Here is a 20,569-nt window from a genome sequence, read left to right as displayed (position 1 = left end):
TAGCGATTATGTCAGCGATGACACTGAGTAAGTTAGTTGAAAAACTGAGCCCGAGTTGTAAACGGTCATTAGAGTCGGCCGCGAGTATTTGTCATAGCCGCAGCCAATTTACCGTTGAGATAGAGCATTGGTTATTGGCAATGTTGGAAAGCGAACTAGGTGATATTACGCTTATTTGTAATCACTTCAGCGTTGACAAAAACCAACTGACGGATGAACTAAGAAGAGGCTTAGAGGGCTTCAAAACAGGCAATAGTGCAGCACCAAGCCTATCACCTCATATTGTCAATTTATTGCGTCAAACTTGGCTCAATACGAGTATCGAGTTTGGCGACAACGCCATGCGATCGGCCTATTTGATATTTACTTTACTGCAGGACGACTCATTAAGTGCTTTAGTGTCTCGGTCAGCAAAACAACTGCTAAATATAGACAGTGCTAAGTTGCTAATGAGTTGGCCTGAGCTCAATGCCTTGTCAGATGAGCAGCAGCCGGTTAACTCGAGTGATGTAACCGATGCTCAAGTACAGTCTGCAACCCCGAGTCTTGCGCAATTTACTCAAGATCTTACCGCCCAAGCAAAATCAGGCAAGGTTGACCCTATATTAGGCCGAGACAATGAAATTCGGCAGATGATCGATATTTTGACTCGCCGCCGGCAGAACAATCCGATACTGACCGGCGAAGCCGGCGTTGGTAAAACTGCGGTTGTAGAGGGGTTAGCACTTAAAATCGCCCAACAAGATGTACCTGATGCCTTAAAAAATGTCGCTATTCATGTATTAGATTTGGCGTTGTTACAGGCCGGAGCGGGTATGAAAGGCGAGTTTGAAAATCGTCTTAAGAGCTTGATAAATGAGGTCAAGCAATCGGCACAGCCGATTATTTTGTTTATTGATGAAGCCCATACCATGATCGGCAGTGGCGGTGCTGCTGGGCAAAATGATGCTGCTAACTTACTCAAGCCTGCATTGGCACGGGGTGAACTGCGCACGATTGCCGCGACTACTTGGGCTGAATACAAGAAATACTTTGAAAAAGATGCCGCATTAACGCGTCGCTTTCAGGTTGTTAAAATTGAAGAGCCTTCTGAGCAGCAGGCTGTGTATATGATGCGCGGCCTATTACCAGTGATGGAGCAGCATCACGGTATTTTAATCTCTGATCAGGCCCTATGTTCATCTGTGGCATTGTCCCATCGTTATATCACTGGAAGGCAGTTGCCTGATAAGGCCGTGAGTTTGCTCGATACAGCCTGCGCTAGAGTGGCAATGAGTCAAGCTTCAACGCCGGGTCCAATTGAGGCGTTACAGCGATCAGCAACGCAACTCGATACCCAAATCGCCTTGCTGCAACGTGAAGTCAAAACTGGTGAAAATCACACCAAAAAAATCCGTCAGCTAAAACGTGAGCTCAAATCTGCGCAGCAACAACTTAAGCCACTTGAGGTGTTATGGCAACAACAACTTGAGCAAGTTAAGCGCGTTGCGGAACTGATTGAGCTGTTACAAGCTGATGAAGTGGAAAACGGCGCAGCGCTGTTGATGGAACTTAGTCAAATCAAGCAAGCGTTAGCTGAAACTAGCCAACCCATGGTCCACTGGCAAGTGGATTCACAACTGATTGCTGAGGTGATATCTGATTGGACCGGTATTCCAGTGGGTAAAATGCAACAGGATGAGATTGATACCATTTTGTCGCTACAACATAACATGGCTAAGCGAGTGGTGGGTCAAGACCACGGTTTGGAAATCATTGCCAAAACGGTACAAACATCGCGTGCGCAGCTAGCAGATGAAAAGCGCCCAATAGGTGTGTTCTTACTCACAGGTCCCAGTGGCGTAGGCAAGACCGAAACGGCGCTAACATTGGCTGAGCAAGTCTATGGCAGCGAAGATAACCTTACAGTCATCAACATGTCTGAATTTAAAGAAGAGCATAAAGTTTCTTTGCTATTGGGATCGCCTCCAGGCTACGTGGGCTATGGTGAAGGTGGAGTGTTGACCGAGGCTGTTCGTCGTAAACCTTATAGCGTCATTTTGCTCGATGAAATGGAGAAAGCTCATCCAGGCGTGCAAGACATTTTCTACCAAGTATTTGATAAAGGTCAGATAAAAGATGGTGAAGGCCGAGATATCGACTTCAAAAATACCATCATCATTATGACCTCTAATGCTGGCACAGATACCACTATGTCGCTATTTGAGGATGAAAATACTACGCCAACTATCGCAGGATTGAAAAAAGCACTTCATGACGATTTGCTCAGTTATTTCAAACCGGCATTTTTAGGCCGAATCAATGTGGTGCCTTACGTGCCGTTAACTTCCGCCATGTTAAATCAAATTACCGAGTTGCAGCTGGCCAGGGTTGGTGTTCGCCTGCACGACCATTATCAAGCGCAATTTAGTTACAGCGAGCATGTGATCGACAAAATTGTGTCTATGTGTCAGGACGCCGGCTCTGGTGCGAGAAATATTCATAATATTTTACAGCAAACATTGCTGCCAGATCTGTCAATTAAAATGTTGGAAAAGACCAGTTCAAATAAAAAATCTAGTTCGGTTAAAATTGACGTTAATAATGATGGCTTTACATATAAGGTATAGTTTTTTTGATTTTATAGTTATTAAGTGCGTATCTATTTTAAAGCTGGGTTAATTTGTCTTTAGTCAGTTTTAAATTGTCTTTACCTATTACTAGTTGCAAAGTTTTACTGAAAACTGTTAGCGGTAGCACTTAAGTGCTACCGCTGTGATTTACAGTTGTTTTAATTTATCTAAGCATCTGATTTTAAATGATTTTAAATGTTTGGGTTTTTACCGGTGTTATCGTTGAATTTGGTGTTTTTTTACTATAATCTTCGCCCTGAATGATCATCGTATTATCATTTAAATGTATCTTTTTAATTGAGTGGTATATTTAAATGTAAATTAAATTTGCATTCAATTTGTTTGTTAACTCAAACTTTAATTAGCCTGTCCAATAATGGATGAACTTAACGCACAAGGAGCATTAATAATGCAAGCGAATACCTATTTAGATTATGAAGGAATTAAAGGCGAAACAACGGCAGAAGAATATAAAGACATGATTACTGTCTTATCAGTTGACTGGAATGTGAGCCGTGAACTCTCTTCTTTCACTGGTACAGCGCAAGATCGTGAAGCTAGCTCTACTCGCTTAGGTGATGTGACGATTACTAAGCTACAAGACAATGCATCAACTTACCTGTTTGAAGAAGCAACGATTGGTAAAGGTAAAAAAGCGGTTTTCCATATCACTAAACAAGGTGACAAGATCGAAGAGATCATGCAGATCGAGCTAACTGATGCGATGATTTCTAGCTATAGCGTATCAATTCAAGGCGATCGTCCTGTTGAAACTATCACAATTAGTTACACGGAAATGATGATGGCTGTGACGCCTACCGATGATAAGAACAATGTTACTGCTGCGCTGCGTTATGGCTACAGTGGCGTTAAAGGTCAACAAATGTAATTTCATTTGCGATCTAAAGGTCTTGGAGCAATGCGCTCCAAGGCTTTGATAAAGATTTACTGAGGCAAGGAATGCTAAAGGCGACACAGGCAAACAACATTATTAGTATCCAGACCCCGCTAGGGAAGGATGCATTATACCTTACACATTTGTCAGCTGATGAGGCGATTTCTCAGCTGTTTTCTATTACCGTGTCAATGTATGCCGTTGGCACCAGTATCTCGCTTGCAAACATAGTCGGTAAGAGTGTGACTATTGCCTTAAGAAATGCTTTTTCTTCGGGCGCGGTTCGATATTTTAACGGTGTGGTCAGTCATATTGAATCAGCAGGTATGCGAACGGCTGCCAGTGATGTCAGTGAAGACTATATTGACTACCAAGCCGTAATTGTTCCTACTGCTGCATTAATGCAAAAACGCACTAATTGCCGCATTTATCAAAACTTGTCGGTGATAGACATTATCTCTGACTTGTTTGGCCAACATAGTGTCGCATTTCAAGATAAGACCACTAAGACCTATCCCAAATATGAGTATTGCGTTCAATACCAAGAGTCAGACCTCGATTTTGTTGCGCGCTTGCTGCAGCAGGAAGGCATCTTTTACTTCTTTGAACACAGTGCATCAGCTCATCAATTAGTGCTGGCTGATGATGTGACCGCCTACAAAAAGTGTGCAGAAGACCAAGTGCGTTGTTATTCCGGTCATTTAGCTGAATCGCACGTTGTGCATTGGCAAGGTGGTTTATCTATGGTCAGTGGTGCCTATGCACAAAAAGGCTACGATTTTGAACAACCCAGCTTATTTCCGCTTGGTAGCAAGTCACAAGCGGAACTTCCAGGGCAAGGGGCTTTGGAAGTGTTTGACTATATGGGTGAGTCAGAAATAAATAAGCGTCCGCAACCTTATGCCAATACGCAGTTAGAAGCCTTACAAAAAGACATGCATAAGTGCTCTGGGCAAAGTGATTGTCGCAGCTTTGCCACTGGGCAATGTTTTACTTTCAAAGACCATGAAGACAGTCGTTACAAAGGGCAGAGCTTTGTCGTGACGGCGATGCGTACCAGCGCCACACAACCTAACCAATCTGGCGCCAGTCAGTCTCATAGCAGCGCGGTTTATCACAATGACTTTGAGTGTGTGCCTAAAGCTACGGCCTATCGTCCTTATAATTTACTGCGTAAGCCGTTAATCAGTGGCGTTCAAACTGCCATTGTGACCGGAGATGCCGGCGATGAACAACACATAGATAAGTTTGGCAGAGTGAAAGTGCAGTTTCACTGGGATCGCGAAGGTGAGTTTAACGGCAAGAGTTCTTGCTGGATCCGAGTTGCGCAAAACTGGGCTGGTAACAAATGGGGCGCATTTTTCTTTCCACGAGTGGGACAGGAAGTGCTGGTTGAGTTTATTAATGGTGACCCGGACCAGCCAATCATCAGTGGTGCAGTATACAACGCGGAACTCATGCCACCCTATGCCTTGCCGGCTAAGAAAACACAAAGCGGTATTAAAACGCGCAGCACTAAAAAGGGCGGAGCAGATAACTTCAATGAGTTACGTTTTGATGATGAAAAAGGTAAGGAGCTGTTATTTATCCAAGCTGAAAAAGATCATCATCTGAATGTTAAGCATGATCAGCAAGATACAGTGGGCAACGATCGCGCGACAGACATAGGCAATGATGATCGCCTGACTATTGGTAACGATAATTTCAGCGATATTGCCAACAATCAGACCCTAACAGTAGGTAAAGATCGCAGCGCCGATATTGGTACTAATGACAGCTTAAAGGTTGGAAAGGTGCTAAGCATTGAGGCCGGTAAAGAGATCGTGCTGAAAACGGGGGCTGCCAGTATCAAACTTAGCAGTGACGGCGCAATTAGTATTGAGGGTACCAACATTAAAGTGAAAGGCACCGATGTTAAAGTTAATGGTGCCACAATTGCCTTAAAAGCTGCCCAGATTAAGTTGAACTGATGATGGAGTTAATCACTTATCCAGGTGTCGGTTTACGGGGCTCAGCTTGCAAAGGCCGTTATTTCTTTTGTCAGTTTGGTCATCGTTATCTCATTTGTCGACCAGTAGATCGACCGGATGACCCGCTGCTAAGCCCACCGCGAATGGATTTGTGGTGTGCGACAACCTACGGGATGCAATTTTTGTCACAGCGACACCAGTGGAAGAACAGTGCGCATATTTTATCGCAATTAGTTAGCTATTTATCTGGGGAGAGCCTAGCTGACAGTTTAGATGAATATGAGCAGCTTGAGCATCTTGCCACAGGGATGATGCAGCGGCAGTTATTGGTGTTTCCGCTAGAAAGTAGCGATAGCTAAGTTTTCAAATAACAAGGATGTGATTATGGGAATGCCAGCAGCAACAGTAACGAGTATGCATGTCTGTCCTAAGACAAACCCTGGCCCTGTGCCCCATGTAGGGGGCCCCGTTGTCGTTGGTTCGCCCAATGTACTGATTAGTTCGCTACCCGCAGCTCGTCAAGGAGACAAATTGGTGTGTGTAGGCCCGCCAGATTCAATCAGTGCTGGTTCGAGTTCCGTCACCATTAATGGCAAACCCGCTGCACGTATGGGCGATAGCACTGCTCATGGCGGTAAGATCGTAGCAGGAAATCCTAGTGTGCTTATCGGCTAATACGCGATCAACAGTAACTGATGTATGTCCAACCAAGATGATTAATATTAACAATTACTTTAATGAGTTATTAGCGCAGCGGCGGGCGATAAACCTGACATTGCTGAGCACCCAAAAGAACCTAAATGACAATACTCAGGCATTGGCGACCTGTATTGATCTGCTTAACGATGCACCGCCTTCACAACCTCATTTGCTCACCGCAACGACTGCTACGCAGGTGATGGCCTTGTTGGAAGCATCCTTTACCAAAGATGACGCAGAATCCATATATCAGGCTGCTGATGTAATGGTCATTTTGCAATTGATGGCATTAGTTAACTGGCCAAAGAATTCAAGTCATTATCCTGATTTAGTCTGGCGTTTATATCAACATACTGATGTTCGCATTCAACAATTAGCACCGCATTTTTGTTTGTATCTTGGCCAGCAATTTGCCGTTGTTGAGTTTCCGCTAGATCCGCGGCATGAAGTCGCATTATTTAATCAACATTTGCTGTATTTGTACTATCAGCGTGGCTTATCAGACGCCCTAGTGCAGCAATTCCGACATCTGCCAGGACTCGCTGAGCTGAGCCTATTGTATCTTGATGTGTTGACCTATAAAGGGCGCAACTTTATTCAAATCGTGCAGCAATTTACGCGACTGCAATATATGGGAACACACCTATTTGAGATCTTTATTACCTCGCTACCGGAGCTAGAGGCAAGCAAGCTGGTTAACATGCTTTCAGCAACTGAGAGTCACACACCTTATGTGATTGAGGTCATGGCACTAAGTGGCTATAGCAAGTTTATACCGTATTTAGCGCGGTACATGTTGTCTGCGGAAAACGCGGCAGCGGCTTTTACCGCGATAAGATTATTGTTGGGGCAAAAACTAGACTACTTTATGCCGCTGGATGTGCAGTTTGATAGCGATGAACAAGCGCAAATCCAGCATTGGCAATATTACGCTGCCAAGTTACTTGATGCTTGGCAGAACCAAGCCGTTGATTTCAGTCACACTCAGATGTTGGATGGTCAAGCTGTGACGATGGCGAATATCGACAACATTATTCAGGGAGGCAGTCGCCTACATCGCAAGTTAGGGTTATTGCACCGTATGCGCCTAAAACCCAACCTATTTACACCGCACTTCGACATGCTTGAGTGGCGCATATGAATATTGTGCTTGATGAAGTGAAACTCAATCTCGGCATTGAGGCTAATTCGTTAGCAGCGGTTAACTTGCCCTATGTCGAAACCCAGCCATGCGTGGTTGATGAGGGGTATGTCACGGCGTTTTTTGCTGATAGTGAACCGTCACAAACTGTTGAGTCTAGTGCTAAGCATATCAGCAGCTTGGTTGGGCCATTATTACAGCAACTTTCGCAACAGCATGCCGACTTTCATTGTGATGTGCCAGTTTTCTGGTTGTTACCTGAAAGCAGTAATGAACGCCCTGAGTTAATTGAGAGCTGGTTGAATCAGCTGCAACAAGACTACCCGCAGCTTTTTGCCCATGGGCAAAGTCAAATATTTCCCTATGGCAGAGCGGCTCTTCCCATCGCTTTAGCTAGCCTAAGCGCTTTGCAACAACAAGGGCTTAATCGCGTAGCACTCATTGCAGTCGATACCGCGATCAATGACATCGCTGAATTATCAGCGGCAAATCTGTTGATAACAGCTGACAGCAGTCAAGGTGTTCAGCCGTCTGAAGGCGCAGTACTGGCATTGATCAGTTTGCAAAATAGTGGTTTGTCGGTGGAGTTTACCCAGCAAGCACTGGCGACATTGTCGCAGCGACGACAAGCCGTAGGTAGCCTATTTAACGATGCTGCCAGCTTCTTAAATCGTCGTTCGGTTGCTAAGTTATATGCTCCAGGTAACGGTGAACCCAAGTTATTGCAAGACTGGTTGGATGGCTATATTCATCTTGCGAACAACATCGACCGTCAAAGTGAAGTTGTACAAACGGGTTATTACACCGGAGAGTTAGGTGGGGTGACGGGGTTGTATAACCTTATCCATATTTATCATAGTTATCAGCAAGGACGCACTGCCGGTACCGTGGTTCAATTGGAATTATCTGAAAGTTTACATCATGGATTAGCCATCTATTCATGGACAGGGAATAGTTAACATGAGTGAGCCGATAAGTCAGTTTTTGTTTCGGGGCCATCATCGGCACGTCATGATCTTACCAAGATCACAGCCCAAACCATCAGGTTTTACCCTTGCTGTAGCCAATGAGATCTCGGGGCACTCTGGTGTGGTAAGAGAAATCTCTCCCCACTTGGCGAAAGACCGCAATGCCCTTATGCATGGGCAAACGTTATTAGCCGCCATAGGCTTGAGCTGCGCCTTAGGCGCAAGATCCATCGCGATGCAATTGAGCAAGGCGATAGAGCAAGGGCTCCTCAACGTATACGTGGAGTCCATTAAAGCTAGTCTACATACTTCAACCGAAGTGGCCTCACCTGTGGGGGCTAGCACCAGTAATAAACCCCAAGGAAAAGCAAGCCCTAAAGGCAAGCAAAGTCAGCCGCAGCCGGCTAGCGGTGAGCAAGCGAATTACACTCAAACTGATGTAGCGATTGATGAGCAAGTTTGCCGCTCTGATCCTATTTCAATGTTCTCAGGTGAAGAAATCCTGCCGCTCGTTGATTTTAACATTGAGGGTGTCATGCCCTTGGTCTGGCGCCGGTTATATCGTTCTAGTCGTGCTGATACCAATGTTGGCTTAGGATATGGCTGGCGCCACAATTTTAGTGTGCAGCTTGAGCAAAAAGTGCAGAGCGCGCCTAAAGTCGGCCCCAAACAGCAAGACAAACATTGGCTTGAGCTCACGGATGATGAAGGGCGGGTTCATGTTTTTGAGCAAGTCAAAATAGGTCAAACTAGTTATCAACTGTCATCGGGTTTAGCGCTGATTTATCAAGCTGAAGATAAACAAGTGTTGGTCAAACCGGATGACACTCACTGGACGTTTAAGCGCTGTTACAGTGACACGGGTTGCTCTTGGTTGCTTGATACGATCAGTAATTTGCAAGGGCAATATTTTGCTTTGCAGTATGACACAAAGCAGCGGTTAACCTCGATTTCAATTGCCCCACATCGTGGCCTCATCCTCCAGTACGATGCTTATGACTGTTTGGTGTCTGTACAAGCGTATTTTGTTGATGGTGAAGGCAAGCAACAGGTGTTACCAAAACCTTTAGCGCGCTATGGATATGACGCTAATAGGGCGCTAACCGTCGCGCGAAATCACTTAGCTGAAACTGAGCAGTACCGCTATCAATATGTGTTTGGCGAGACTTCAATCAGTGATCTTGATAGTGAAGAGCCGGATATGGCAGTGGTCTTTTTACTAAAAAAACGCACCAGATCATCGGGCTTTAGCCATCATTTCCAGTGGCAACTACAGGGGACAAGTAGCCAGTGCATAAAGCAATGGGGAGATGAAGGTAGCTACCAGTATCATTTTAGCTACCAATCACACCCTAGTGGCCGTGTGACTACCAGTACCGATAGTTTGGGAAACACTGAACGTTTTGTGCATAGCCCCCAAGGTAAACTATTAGAGTTTCATGATGCCAATGGCCATATTAGCCGTTATCGCTACGATAGTTTGGGGCGTAAAATAGCGGAAACTAACGCTATGGGCGCGCTGACTCAATATGAATACAACCTTCAAGGCCAACTGAGCGCATTGGTGGCAGCTGATGGTGCGGTGACGCGATACCAGTACAATGCGCTAGGTCAGCGCATTGTTACAATTGACCCACTGGGTGGAAAGCACTTACGGCGTTTTGATGCTACTGGTCGCTTGTTATCAGAGCAGTTAGTTGATGGTCGCCAGCGCCAATATCGCTATAACGATAACGGACAGTTAACAGAGTTTGTTGATGAATATGGTCGTAAAAAAAGCCACTTTTGGGGCGCAAATGGTGAGCTGTTAGCGCAGCAACAGGGTGCTAGCTTAACCCGCTATAGCTATGACAGCATGGGCCGCATCAATGCCAGTATTGATGGTCATGGCATCGTTACCGAAACCGTTCGAGATACAGTAGGCAGAGTGAGCGCCTACCGCAGTTATTCGCAACAGCACCAGCATGAGCAGATTGTCTCTGAGTTTGAGTATGATACTGCGGGTCGAATGATCTCAGCGCTTACCCCAACCATGGTAATCCAAAAGGGGGCCGATAAAGCTAATGATTGCAGTAAACCTCGGCCAGTAATAGCTTCAGCACAAGAGGGTGATGAAGCGGTATCGAGAAAAAGTTGGTGTTATCAAGGGCTGGCTCAGCCTAGCGCAATGCAGTTTGAAGATGGTAGTCGTTTGCAATATTGCTATGACAGCGAACGTAATTTGACCCAAATTATCCGCAGTGACGGGGCGCAATACTCGTTGCAGTACAGTAAAACAGAGCAGATCACCCAGCTAATAGGCTTTGATGGCCGCCAGCAAGATTTTACTTATGACGCAGCAGATAGGCTGAGCGCTATTAGTGATAGCGGCATGCGCCATATCGCATTGAAGCGCGACTTGTTAGGGCGGGTTGTCCAGCAAAGTAGTGTAGTGCTGAGCAACAAATCCAGCCAGCCTATTAGCAGTTTGAGTGTTCAAAACAACTTTCACTATGACGTGCTTGGTCGAGTAGTAAAAGCGCACAACGGCCATAGCCAGTTGGCATTGACCTATCATCTTAATGGCAAGGTCAGTCAATCCACTCAAGGGGCGTGGAAGATAGGTTACCGCTACAACGCTCAGGGGTTAAGAGAGTCAATGCACCTGCCTGACGGTAGCATTATTCAATACGAGTACGACGAACATGCCCAGCTTGCAAGTATGGCGCTTGCGCATAGCGGCAGAGACAGCCAGTCGAAATTAATTGTGACAAGACAATACGATGATGCTGGTTTGTTAGTTGCCCAGAAAATGGGCAACGATGTGACTTTAAAGCAACAGTTTGACCGCTTTTCGCGCCTCAATGAGCAGCGTTGGCATCATCAACAAATTGGTGAGGTTGAATTTCGTTGTTATCAATACGATGCCGAAGGGCAATTGCTATGCCGGCAAACCTCTGCCAGTGCTAAGGATGAAGATACTCAGACAGACCGATTTAGCTATAACTCAATTAATCAATTGGTTGCAGTAGAGCGCGAAAGCCGCGTTGCGGGTAAAGCTGACATTATTGAATCAACGGCATATCAGTGGGATGGCTTTGGCAACCCGCAATCAGCGAGTGCTGCTAACAGCCATCACCAAAGCTCAGTGAACTCAGCGGCTAGGCCGATTAGCGTGTCACATGACAGGTTGCTGTCGCGATTTGATAGCCACTTTAGTTACGATGACAGTGGCAACCAAACCCACATTACAGCTGCGGGAGTACGCCAATATCGCCAGTTTAACGGGTTAAATCAATTAGTAGAGATTAACCACAATGGCAAGCTCACTCGCTATCAATACGATGCGTTGGGTCGTCGCACAGCGAAATTAACTGAGCGGTCACGTACCGACTATTTGTGGGATGGCGATCAGCTGGTGGGTGAGCATACTCAGGGTCAATATCGCTGGTACCTGTATGAGCCTGATAGTTTTTCACCGATAGCCTGTGTTGAAAGCGAGCAGATATATTGGTATCACTTAGACCAACTCGGTACGCCTTGCACCGTGTTAAATGGCCAAGGAAAAAGGGTGTGGCAACATTTTGCAGACCCATTTGGTTTAGCCGCGGCAGATAGCCAACCAATAGCAGATAGTTTTGATAATCCGCTGCGCTTTCAAGGTCAGTATTTTGATGCCGAGTCAGGGTTACACTATAACCGCTATCGATACTATAGCCCGCAACAACAGCGCTTTATCAATCAAGATCCCATTGGCCTTGCTGGTGGAATTAACCCTTATCAATATGCGCCAAATCCGGTTAACTGGATCGACCCGTTAGGGTTACTGTGTAAAGAAGGCCGCGATACCTTATCTGCCATGCTTGATACCTTGGTCGGTGCGGGTATCGATCAACAAACCAAAAATAAGATCATGCAAAGTGCCATAGATAGCGCCTGCATTACAGACCCTAAAGGTAAGGTCAAGGTATGTAAGCCAGGCGGTATCAACAACCTCAATTATTACTACACTGGGCAATCAATGGATGAAGCAAGTGGCAGCTTAACCATTCGCCACAAGATGGGTAATAAGTTCAAAGAGATAGAACTATCCATTGCCGAATTTGCGGGAATGCACGAGTTTGATGGTGAGTTGGTCAACGAAGCATGGGCGGAAAAAGGTAGGATTAAGGAAGATGCAGCCCGTATCTTGGTTGAAGCGCAAAAAGTGGCGGGTAGTAAGCAGGTTTATCAGCTAACGGAGCAACAGCAGCAAGCTTTGCAGCAACACTGCGATAAACGTGATGCTGCAATGCAGGTTCGTGATGAACACAGTCGTAGTACCGATGGCTACAACAAGCAGATCCCCAATGTGAATAAAGCGTCCGCTAAAATTGGCGAGAAAGCCGCCGACATGGCGATGCAAGCCAAGTATCCTGACTATCAACTGATTCATCCCGATGACTTAGATAATTCAGGTTCAGTATCTGGTACCTTTGATATGGTCTATCAAAACCCTCAAGGTGATGTGATTATTGTGGAGGCCAAGGGAGGCCAGAGTGCTTTAGGTAAGAAACAGATTGGTGATTATGATTACCAACAGGGTACAACTCAGTATGCCGAAGCGATAACCGAGAGTATGAAAGGCAATCGCGAGCCTAACGCAGCAACGGATAGAAAGGCCGCTAAGGCGATACAGAAAGCTGCCTGGCGAAAAAAACAGGTTCAGTATTTACACATAGAAACGTCTATCGCAAAAACTGATACTGGCTCAAGCGTTGGCGAAGTTAACATTTCCGAATTTGATATCGATGCAACAAAATTAGCAGGTTAATGATGAAGGTAGAGAGAGCATATAAGCCCGAGTTTGAAAAATATGTCCCGTTAGAGGAATGGTTAGAGACGCCTCGTGAAGCGCGTGAAGAAATGGCTGAATGTATCGTACTACGGCGCGATAATTTACTGTTGTTTAGCGAGGAAATGTTAGACCTCGCTCGCTGGCTAACGTGGGAGACACAAACAGCCGACATCGAGAAGGAGTCAGCAACTGGGCTTAAATATGCCTCAAAAATGTATGCGGCATTTTTTGAATGTGCCCGCGAGCCAAGGAAAACCTCAACGTTTAACATTTATGACTTACCGGAAGTGAGTTGGAATGGTTTGGGGTTACTGGAATCTGGAAGGATTTATCCGGGGCAGTGGTTTGATGCTTATTTCTTGGCAGCTATTACTCGAGATAAGCCGAGTATGGACACATTAGCGACTTTCCCGGTTGAGATTATGCGTCAAAGTGCCACTACTGCTGGCCCAGTATCCTATAAATTAGTCGAAGTGTTTCAGGCCTATCACCATCGCACCAGTAATTTTCCGACATTGCTTAATGAATGTATGGCAATGGCGATGAAGCAGGGTAACGATTGGGCACTCGATATCGCCATGGGCTACCTTGAAACCTTTGCTGCATTAACTACCAATGCGGGGTTTGATTTTAATGAAGTATTGGCTAAGAACCTACAGCGCCAGGAGCAATATCAGATTAGAGAATCTGGTCCAGACCATGTGCCAATAGATTCTTTTATCCCGTTACAACTGCTGGGTATGGCCTGCATGTGGCACGACCGTGGCAATGAGGTCAGCGTTGAAAGTGATTCGCTACCGCGTTTTTTAATCGATGGTCGCTATTTTTAACGATGTTAGCTAACGAGCTTTTAGAATAGCTTTAGGTTAGGTGATAGCACTTTGCGGTCACTATGACCCTATCGCACCAAGGGATTGTGGTGTGAGTTCTTTAACAATAGGGATATGAGTAGGAGATAAGCCGAGTTGGCTTATCTCCTGTTGCACCGTTTTGTAAACCAAGCGTCCGCGGGGTTAGCTAGAGGTGTTCTTTGTCAATACAGGCACTATCACGCAGCAATTAACTAGGCTGAGCCATTAGTAGGGCTACTGTGTACACAAGGGCGGCCAGAGCGCTTTAGGTAAGAAGCAGATTGGTGACCAAGATTACCAACAGGGTACGACCCAGTATGCCGAAGCGATAACCAAGAGTATGAAAGAGAGTGATACCGAGTCAGATGTTATTGCGACAGAGGCTATTGAGGAAGCTTTGGATGATGGTAATAAAGTACAGTATCTACATATTGAAACCCCCATTATTAAAACCGATAGAGGCTCAGCAGTGAGTGAAGTAAAAATATCTGAGTTTGAAATTGATGCAACACAGTTAGCAGGTTAATGATGATAGTTGAAAGAGTATATAAACCTAAGTTTGACAACATATCATTAGAAAGAAGGTTAGAGTCGCCTCATAGGCGGATAAAAAAAATACCCATTAATATCGTTAAACGGAAAGATAATTTATTGCGTTTTGCAGAAGTGAATATAGAACTCGCTCGTTGGCTCACTTGGGAGATACAAACTGCCGACATCGAACAAGAGTCGGCAACTGGGCTGAAGTATGCCTCTAAAATGTATGCGGCATTTTTTGAATGTGCCCGCGAGCCACAGAAAACCTCAACGTTTAAAATCTATGACTTACCGGAAGTGAACTGGGATGGTTTGGGATTATTAGAGCAGGGGTATATTAATCCATCAGAATGGTTTGACGCGTATTTTTTGGCTGTGATAACTCGTGATACTGACAGTATGGACACATTAGCGACTTTCCCGGTTGAGATTATGCGTCAAAGTGCCACTACTGCTGGCCCAGTATCCTATAAATTAGTCGAAGTGTTTCAGGCCTATCACCATCGCACCAGTAATTTCCCGACATTGCTTAATGAGTGTATGGCAATGGCGATGAAGCAGGGTAACGATTGGGCACTCGATATCGCCATGGGCTACCTTGAAACCTTTGCTGCGTTAACTACCAATGTAGGATTTGATTTTAATGAAGTATTGGCTAAAAACCTACAGCGCCAAGAACAATATCATATTAGAGAGTCTGGCCCAAACCATGCGCCAGTAGATTCTTTTATCCCGTTACAACTGCTTGGCATGGCGTGCATGTGGCACGACTGTGGCAATGAGGTCAGCGTTGAAAGTGACTCGCTACCGCGTTTTTTAATCGATGGTCGCTATTTTTAACGATGTTAGCTAACGAGCTTTTAGAATAGCTTTAGGTTAGGTGATAGCACTTTGCGGTCACTATGGCCCTATCGCACCAAGGGATTGTGGTGTGAGTTCTTTAACAATAGGGATATGAGTAGGAGATAAGCCGAGTTGGCTTATCTCCTGTTGCACCGTTTTGTAAACCAAGCGTCCGCGGGGTTAGCTAGAGGTGTTCTTTGTCAATACAGGCACTATCACGCAGCAATTAACTAGGCTGAGCCATTAGTAGGGCTACTGTGTACACAAGGGCGGCCAGAGCGTTTTAGGTAAGAAGCAGATTGGTGATCAAGATTACCTACAGGGTACGACCCAGTATGCCGAAGCGATAACCGAGAGTATGAAAGGCAATCGCGAGCCTAACGCAGCAACGGATAGAAAAGCTGCAGCGGCTATTGAAGAAGCAGTGGATGATGGTAACAGGGTTCAGTATTTACACATAGAAACCCCCATCGTTAAAACTGATACTGGTTCAAGCGTTGGCGAAGTTAACATCTCCGAATTTAAAATTGATGCAACAAAATTAGCAGGTTAATGATGAAGCTAGAGAGAGCATATAAGCCCGAGTTTGACAAATATGTCCCGTTAGAGGAATGGCTAGAGACACCTCGTGAAGCTTTTGACGAAATAGTCGAAGATATCGCTATTCGGCGCGATAATTTATTGATGATAAGTGAGGATATGATAAAACTCGCTCGTTGGCTAACGTGGGAAACACAAACTGCCGACATCGAACAAGAGTCGGCAACTGGGCTTAAATATGCCTCAAAAATGTATGCGGCATTTTTTGAATGTGCCCGCGAGCCAAGGAAAACCTCAACGTTTAAAATCTATGACTTACCGGAAGTGAGCTGGGATGGTTTAGGATTATTAGAGCAGGGGTATATTAATCCATCAGAATGGTTTGACGCGTATTTTTTAGCTGTGATAACCCGCGACACCGCGAGTATGGACTCGTTGGCCAGTTTTCCTGTTGATGTTATGTGCCAAAGTGCCACTACCTCGGGTCCTGTCTCATACAAATTAGTCGAAGTGTTTCAGGCCTATCACCATCGCACCAGTAATTTCCCTGCGCTGCTTAATGAATGCATGGCAATGGCGATGAAGCAGGGTAACGATTGGGCACTCGATATCGCCATGGGCTACCTTGAAACCTTTGCAGCGTTAACCACCAATGCGGGGTTTGATTTTAATGAAGTGCTGGCTAAGAACCTACAGCGTCAGGAGCAATATCAGATTAGAGAGTCCGGTCCAGATAGAGCCCCCGTGCGCTCATTCATACCGCTACAACTGTTGGGCATGGCCAGCATGTGGCACGACCGTGGCAATGAGGTCACAGTGCAAAGTGATGCACTGCCACGCTTTTTAATCGACGGCCGTTATTTTTAACGATGTTAGCTAACGAGCTTTTAGAATAGCTTTAGGTTAGGTGATAGCACTTTGTGGTCACTATGACCCTATCGCACCAAGGGATTGTGGTGTGAGTTCTTTAACAATAAGGATATTGACAGGAGATAAGCCGAGTTGGCTTATCTCCTGTTGCACCGTTTTGTAAACCAAGCGTCCGCGGGGTTAGCTAGAGGTGTTCTTTGTCAATACAGGCACTATCACGCAGCAATTAACTAGGCTGAGCCATTAGTAGGGCTACTGTGTACACAAGGGCGGCCAGAGCGCTTTAGGTAAGAAGCAGATTGGTGACCAAGATTACCAACAGGGTACGACCCAGTATGCCGAAGCGATAACCAAGAGTATGAAAGAGAGTGATACCGAGTCAGATGTTATTGCGACAGAGGCTATTGAGGAAGCTTTAGATGATGGTAATAAAGTACAGTATCTACATATTGAAACCCCCATTATTAAAACCGATAGAGGCTCAGCAGTGAGTGAAGTAAAAATATCTGAGTTTGAAATTGATGCAACACAGTTAGCAGGTTAATGATGAAAGTAGAAAGAGCATATAGACCTAAGTTCGAAAAAGTATCATTGCATAGACGCCTAGAGACGCCTCGTGAAGCTAGTGAAGAAATGGCTGAATGTATCGTACTGCGGCGCGATAATTTACTGTTGTTTAGCGAGGAAATGTTAGACCTTGCTCGCTGGCTAACGTGGGAGACACAAACTGTTAACATCGAACAAGAGTCGGCAACTGGGCTTAAATATGCCTCAAAAATGTATGCCGCATTTTTTGAATGTGCCCGCGAGCCAGAGAAAACTTCAACGTTTAACATTTATGACTTACCGGAAGTGAGTTGGAATGGTTTGGGGTTACTGGAATCTGGAAGGATTTATCCGGGGCAGTGGTTTGATGCTTATTTCTTGGCAGCTATTACTCGAGATAAGCCGAGTATGGACACATTAGCGACTTTCCCGGTTGAGATTATGCGCCAAAGTGTGACTACTGCTGGCCCAGTATCCTATAAATTAGTCGAAGTGTTTCAAGCTTATCATCAGCGCACGAGTGACTTCCCGACATTGCTCAATGAATGCATGGCATTGGCTGTTAAGCAAGGCAATGATTGGGCACTCGATATCGCCATGGGCTACCTTGAAACCTTTGCTGCGTTAACTACCAATGCGGGGTTTGATTTTAATGAAGTGCTGGCTAAGAACCTACAGTGCCAGGAACAATATCAGATTAGAGAATCTGGCCCAAACCATGCACCAGTAGATTCTTTTATCCCGTTACAACTGCTTGGCATGGCGTGCATGTGGCACGACCGTGGCAATGAGGTCAGCGTTGAAAGTGATTCGCTACCGCGTTTTTTAATCGATGGTCGCTATTTTTAACGATTTTAGCCAACTCGTTTTTAGGTTGGGTGATAGCACTTTGTGGTCACTATGACCCTATCGCACCAAGGGATTGTGGTGTGAGTTCTTTAACAATAAGGATATTGACAGGAGATAAGCCGAGTTGGCTTGTTTCCTGTTGCACCGTTTTGTAAACCAAGCGTCCGCGGGGTTAGCTAGAGGTGTTCTTTGTCAATACAGGCACTATCACGCAGCAATTAACTAGGCTGAGTCATTAGTAGGGCTACGGTGTACACAAGGGCCGCCAGAGCGCTTTAGGTAAGAAACAGATTGGTGATTATGATTACCAACAGGGTACAACTCAGTATGCTGAAGCTATAACCAAGAGTATGAAAGATAATCGCGAGCCTAAAGCAGCAACGGATAGAAAAGCTGCAGCGGCTATTGAAGAAGCAGTGGATGATGGTAACAGGGTTCAGTATTTACACATAGAAACGCCTATCGTTAAAACCGATACAGGCTCAAGCGTTGGCGCAGTTAACATCTCCGAATTTGAAATTGATGCAACAAAATTAGCAGGTTAATGATGAAGGTTGAAAGAGCGTATAAGCCCGAGTTCGATAAATATGTCCCGCTCGAAGAATGGCTAGCGTCCCCTCATAGGCGGATAAAAAAAATACCCATTAATATCGTTAAACGGAAAGATAATTTATTGCGTTTTGCAGAAGTGAATATAGAACTCGCTCGTTGGCTCACTTGGGAGATACAAACTGCCGACATCGAACAAGAGTCGGCAACTGGGCTGAAGTATGCCTCAAAAATGTATGCGGCATTTTTTGAATGTGCCCGCGAGCCACAGAAAACCTCAACGTTTAAAACCTATGACTTACCGGAAGTGAACTGGGATGGTTTGGGATTATTAGAGCAGGGGTATATTAATCCATCAGAATGGTTTGACGCGTATTTTTTGGCTTTGATAACTCGTGATACTGACAGTATGGAGGCATTGGCGACTTTCCCAGTTGAGACTATGCGTCAAAGTGCCACTACTGCTGGCCCAGTTTCCTATAAATTAGTCGAAGTGTTTCAGGCCTATCACCATCGCACCAGTAATTTCCCGACATTGCTTAATGAGTGTATGGCAATGGCGATGAAGCAGGGTAACGATTGGGCACTCGATATCGCCATGGGCTACCTTGAAACCTTTGCTGCATTAACCACCAATGCAGGGTTTGACTTTAATGAAGTATTGGCTAAGAACCTACAGCGCCAGGAGCAATATCAGATTAGAGAATCTGGTCCAGACCATGTGCCAATAGATTCTTTTATCCCGTTACAACTGCTGGGCATGGCGTGCATGTGGCACGACCGTGGCAATGAGGTCAGCGTTGAAAGTGATTCGCTACCGCGTTTTTTAATCGATGGTCGCTATTTTTAACGATTTTAGCCAACTCGTTTTTAGGTTGGGTGATAGCACTTTGTGGTCACTATGACCCTATCGCACCAAGGGATTGTGGTGTGAGTTCTTTAACAATAAGGATATTGACAGGAGATAAGCCGAGTTGGCTTGTTTCCTGTCGCGCTGTTCTATAAGCCAAGCGTTCGCATGGTTTAGTTGGGGAATCCTTATCAATATGCGCACCCTCACATCACTGTTAACTGGGTCGATCCGCTAGGGTTGAGTTGTATAGAGGTTGAAGATAAAGAGACTAGTAAAGCAGGCCCTAACAACTAAATAACACCTGAATTAGAATCCAATTTGATTGAAGTTGCTCAGATTACGCAGTCACCAAACACAGCGGATGAAGTCACTGAAAGTACTAGTGCTGCGTCTAACACCCTTTTGAGTGATGTTGAGGAGTTAGAGTTAAGCTCAGAAGTTGTTAGTATGGCAGAGCCTCAATCTCTTGCTGAATGTGTAGAGAGACTAAAAACGCAAGGGAAAACATAATCAAAAATGGTTATAGCGCGAAATATAGTGATAACACATTGGCATCAAAGGCGCAGGATGGCTCAGTAGGAAAGTCTCGCTTTCTTGGCAATTTTCAGCCTATTAACAATAACCCTAATGCCAAACTGGCATTTCAAAAGCCCAATGGGCTGGTGGCGATTTGGGCAACCAGCTTTGATATGTTAGAAAATGCAGATAGTGACCCACAAATAATTTCTGATTTGCTGGCAACAGGGTATGCCTCGGAAAAAGAGTATGTGCTACATGTAGTAGATAGAGGTGAGAATCTAGGTGATTTTGGCGAAAACACCTTTGTACCAACTTGGGACAAGTTGGCGGAACCGGCTAAAAAGCACTTAGATCCAAAATATTACGATGCAACTTCAGATGTACTTAATTCAGACTTTCAAAAATAATATGCAAGTTTTATCCGAGACTATTGGAAGAGCGGATTAGATGAATTCTCAAAAAAGATATCGAATTATTTATATATTCGTTAAAGCAGGATAACCAGGGACGG

Annotated in this window: 18 protein-coding genes; all 18 read left to right on the top strand. The window is 45.1% G+C overall.

Features of this window, described 5'->3' with window-relative positions; all coding sequences use genetic code 11:
* The first annotated feature begins 8 nt into the window (after positions 1-8).
* The 18 genes from tssH (at position 9) to FLM48_RS17865 (ending at position 20,465) form a co-directional block, all read left to right on the top strand.
* Positions 9-2,609: a type VI secretion system ATPase TssH gene (gene tssH / locus FLM48_RS17950; RefSeq protein ID WP_179025602.1), complete on the top strand. Its 2,601-nt coding sequence runs from the start codon at positions 9-11 to the stop codon at positions 2,607-2,609.
* Between the two features lie 412 nt (positions 2,610-3,021).
* Entirely contained in the window at positions 3,022-3,501 is a 480-nt protein-coding gene (locus FLM48_RS17945) for a type VI secretion system tube protein Hcp (RefSeq protein WP_028773305.1), read from the top strand.
* A gap of 71 nt (positions 3,502-3,572) precedes the next feature.
* Positions 3,573-5,477, top strand: coding sequence for a type VI secretion system Vgr family protein (locus FLM48_RS17940; RefSeq protein WP_179025601.1), 1,905 nt, complete (start codon positions 3,573-3,575; stop codon positions 5,475-5,477).
* Positions 5,477-5,836 carry a hypothetical protein gene (locus FLM48_RS17935; protein WP_179025600.1) on the top strand — a complete coding sequence of 120 codons (360 nt, stop codon included), beginning with the start codon at positions 5,477-5,479 and terminating at the stop codon, positions 5,834-5,836. The genes FLM48_RS17940 and FLM48_RS17935 overlap by 1 nt, the downstream gene beginning before the upstream one ends.
* Positions 5,837-5,861: 25 nt before the next feature.
* Positions 5,862-6,152 carry a PAAR domain-containing protein gene (locus FLM48_RS17930; RefSeq protein WP_179025599.1) on the top strand — a complete coding sequence of 97 codons (291 nt, stop codon included), beginning with the start codon at positions 5,862-5,864 and terminating at the stop codon, positions 6,150-6,152.
* A 37-nt stretch (positions 6,153-6,189) separates the two neighbouring features.
* Complete coding sequence (locus FLM48_RS17925; RefSeq protein WP_179025598.1) at positions 6,190-7,317, top strand: hypothetical protein; 1,128 nt, start codon at positions 6,190-6,192, stop codon at positions 7,315-7,317.
* Positions 7,314-8,276, top strand: coding sequence for a hypothetical protein (locus FLM48_RS17920; RefSeq protein WP_179025597.1), 963 nt, complete (start codon positions 7,314-7,316; stop codon positions 8,274-8,276). The genes FLM48_RS17925 and FLM48_RS17920 overlap by 4 nt, the downstream gene beginning before the upstream one ends.
* A 1-nt stretch (position 8,277) precedes the next feature.
* On the top strand, positions 8,278-13,077 hold the full coding sequence (locus FLM48_RS17915) for an RHS repeat-associated core domain-containing protein (protein WP_179025596.1): 4,800 nt from the start codon (positions 8,278-8,280) through the stop codon (positions 13,075-13,077).
* The gene (locus FLM48_RS17910) at positions 13,077-13,931 is read left to right on the top strand and encodes an immunity 49 family protein (protein WP_179025595.1); all 855 of its coding nucleotides are present in this window, start codon (positions 13,077-13,079) and stop codon (positions 13,929-13,931) included. Before FLM48_RS17915 ends, FLM48_RS17910 begins: the two co-directional genes overlap by 1 nt.
* 361 nt (positions 13,932-14,292) lie before the next feature.
* Positions 14,293-14,478, top strand: a complete 186-nt coding sequence (locus FLM48_RS17905) for a hypothetical protein (RefSeq protein WP_179025591.1) — start codon at positions 14,293-14,295, stop codon at positions 14,476-14,478.
* A gap of 125 nt (positions 14,479-14,603) precedes the next feature.
* Positions 14,604-15,329: an immunity 49 family protein gene (locus tag FLM48_RS17900; protein WP_179025594.1), complete on the top strand. Its 726-nt coding sequence runs from the start codon at positions 14,604-14,606 to the stop codon at positions 15,327-15,329.
* Positions 15,330-15,690: 361 nt separating this feature from the next.
* Positions 15,691-15,885, top strand: coding sequence for a hypothetical protein (locus tag FLM48_RS17895; RefSeq protein ID WP_179025593.1), 195 nt, complete (start codon positions 15,691-15,693; stop codon positions 15,883-15,885).
* Entirely contained in the window at positions 15,885-16,739 is an 855-nt protein-coding gene (locus FLM48_RS17890) for an immunity 49 family protein (RefSeq protein WP_179025592.1), read from the top strand. The genes FLM48_RS17895 and FLM48_RS17890 overlap by 1 nt, the downstream gene beginning before the upstream one ends.
* A 361-nt stretch (positions 16,740-17,100) precedes the next feature.
* Positions 17,101-17,286, top strand: coding sequence for a hypothetical protein (locus FLM48_RS17885; RefSeq protein WP_179025591.1), 186 nt, complete (start codon positions 17,101-17,103; stop codon positions 17,284-17,286).
* Entirely contained in the window at positions 17,286-18,137 is an 852-nt protein-coding gene (locus FLM48_RS17880; protein WP_179025590.1) for an immunity 49 family protein, read from the top strand. The genes FLM48_RS17885 and FLM48_RS17880 overlap by 1 nt, the downstream gene beginning before the upstream one ends.
* Before the next feature lie 350 nt (positions 18,138-18,487).
* Complete coding sequence (locus FLM48_RS17875; protein ID WP_179025589.1) at positions 18,488-18,682, top strand: hypothetical protein; 195 nt, start codon at positions 18,488-18,490, stop codon at positions 18,680-18,682.
* Positions 18,682-19,536: an immunity 49 family protein gene (locus FLM48_RS17870; RefSeq protein ID WP_179025588.1), complete on the top strand. Its 855-nt coding sequence runs from the start codon at positions 18,682-18,684 to the stop codon at positions 19,534-19,536. Before FLM48_RS17875 ends, FLM48_RS17870 begins: the two co-directional genes overlap by 1 nt.
* A gap of 476 nt (positions 19,537-20,012) precedes the next feature.
* The gene (locus FLM48_RS17865) at positions 20,013-20,465 is read left to right on the top strand and encodes a hypothetical protein (protein WP_179025587.1); all 453 of its coding nucleotides are present in this window, start codon (positions 20,013-20,015) and stop codon (positions 20,463-20,465) included.
* Positions 20,466-20,569: the final 104 nt, after the last annotated feature.

It is taken from the genome of Shewanella sp. Scap07 (assembly GCF_013394145.1).
Classification (GTDB): domain Bacteria; phylum Pseudomonadota; class Gammaproteobacteria; order Enterobacterales; family Shewanellaceae; genus Shewanella; species Shewanella waksmanii.
The sequence above is the reverse complement of the archived record's forward strand: the minus strand, read 5'-3'. Positions and strand labels throughout refer to the sequence as shown.

Bases quoted from the DNA above. Each gene is read 5' to 3' on its own strand.
- tssH (WP_179025602.1), top strand. From the start codon at position 9: ATGTCAGCGATGACACTGAGTAAGTTAGTTGAAAAACTGAGCCCGAGT.
- FLM48_RS17945 (WP_028773305.1), top strand. From the start codon at position 3,022: ATGCAAGCGAATACCTATTTAGATTATGAAGGAATTAAAGGCGAAACA.
- FLM48_RS17940 (WP_179025601.1), top strand. From the start codon at position 3,573: ATGCTAAAGGCGACACAGGCAAACAACATTATTAGTATCCAGACCCCG.
- FLM48_RS17935 (WP_179025600.1), top strand. From the start codon at position 5,477: ATGATGGAGTTAATCACTTATCCAGGTGTCGGTTTACGGGGCTCAGCT.
- FLM48_RS17930 (WP_179025599.1), top strand. From the start codon at position 5,862: ATGGGAATGCCAGCAGCAACAGTAACGAGTATGCATGTCTGTCCTAAG.
- FLM48_RS17925 (WP_179025598.1), top strand. From the start codon at position 6,190: ATGATTAATATTAACAATTACTTTAATGAGTTATTAGCGCAGCGGCGG.
- FLM48_RS17920 (WP_179025597.1), top strand. From the start codon at position 7,314: ATGAATATTGTGCTTGATGAAGTGAAACTCAATCTCGGCATTGAGGCT.
- FLM48_RS17915 (WP_179025596.1), top strand. From the start codon at position 8,278: ATGAGTGAGCCGATAAGTCAGTTTTTGTTTCGGGGCCATCATCGGCAC.
- FLM48_RS17910 (WP_179025595.1), top strand. From the start codon at position 13,077: ATGATGAAGGTAGAGAGAGCATATAAGCCCGAGTTTGAAAAATATGTC.
- FLM48_RS17905 (WP_179025591.1), top strand. From the start codon at position 14,293: ATGAAAGAGAGTGATACCGAGTCAGATGTTATTGCGACAGAGGCTATT.
- FLM48_RS17895 (WP_179025593.1), top strand. From the start codon at position 15,691: ATGAAAGGCAATCGCGAGCCTAACGCAGCAACGGATAGAAAAGCTGCA.
- FLM48_RS17890 (WP_179025592.1), top strand. From the start codon at position 15,885: ATGATGAAGCTAGAGAGAGCATATAAGCCCGAGTTTGACAAATATGTC.
- FLM48_RS17885 (WP_179025591.1), top strand. From the start codon at position 17,101: ATGAAAGAGAGTGATACCGAGTCAGATGTTATTGCGACAGAGGCTATT.
- FLM48_RS17880 (WP_179025590.1), top strand. From the start codon at position 17,286: ATGATGAAAGTAGAAAGAGCATATAGACCTAAGTTCGAAAAAGTATCA.
- FLM48_RS17875 (WP_179025589.1), top strand. From the start codon at position 18,488: ATGAAAGATAATCGCGAGCCTAAAGCAGCAACGGATAGAAAAGCTGCA.
- FLM48_RS17870 (WP_179025588.1), top strand. From the start codon at position 18,682: ATGATGAAGGTTGAAAGAGCGTATAAGCCCGAGTTCGATAAATATGTC.
- FLM48_RS17865 (WP_179025587.1), top strand. From the start codon at position 20,013: ATGTGTAGAGAGACTAAAAACGCAAGGGAAAACATAATCAAAAATGGT.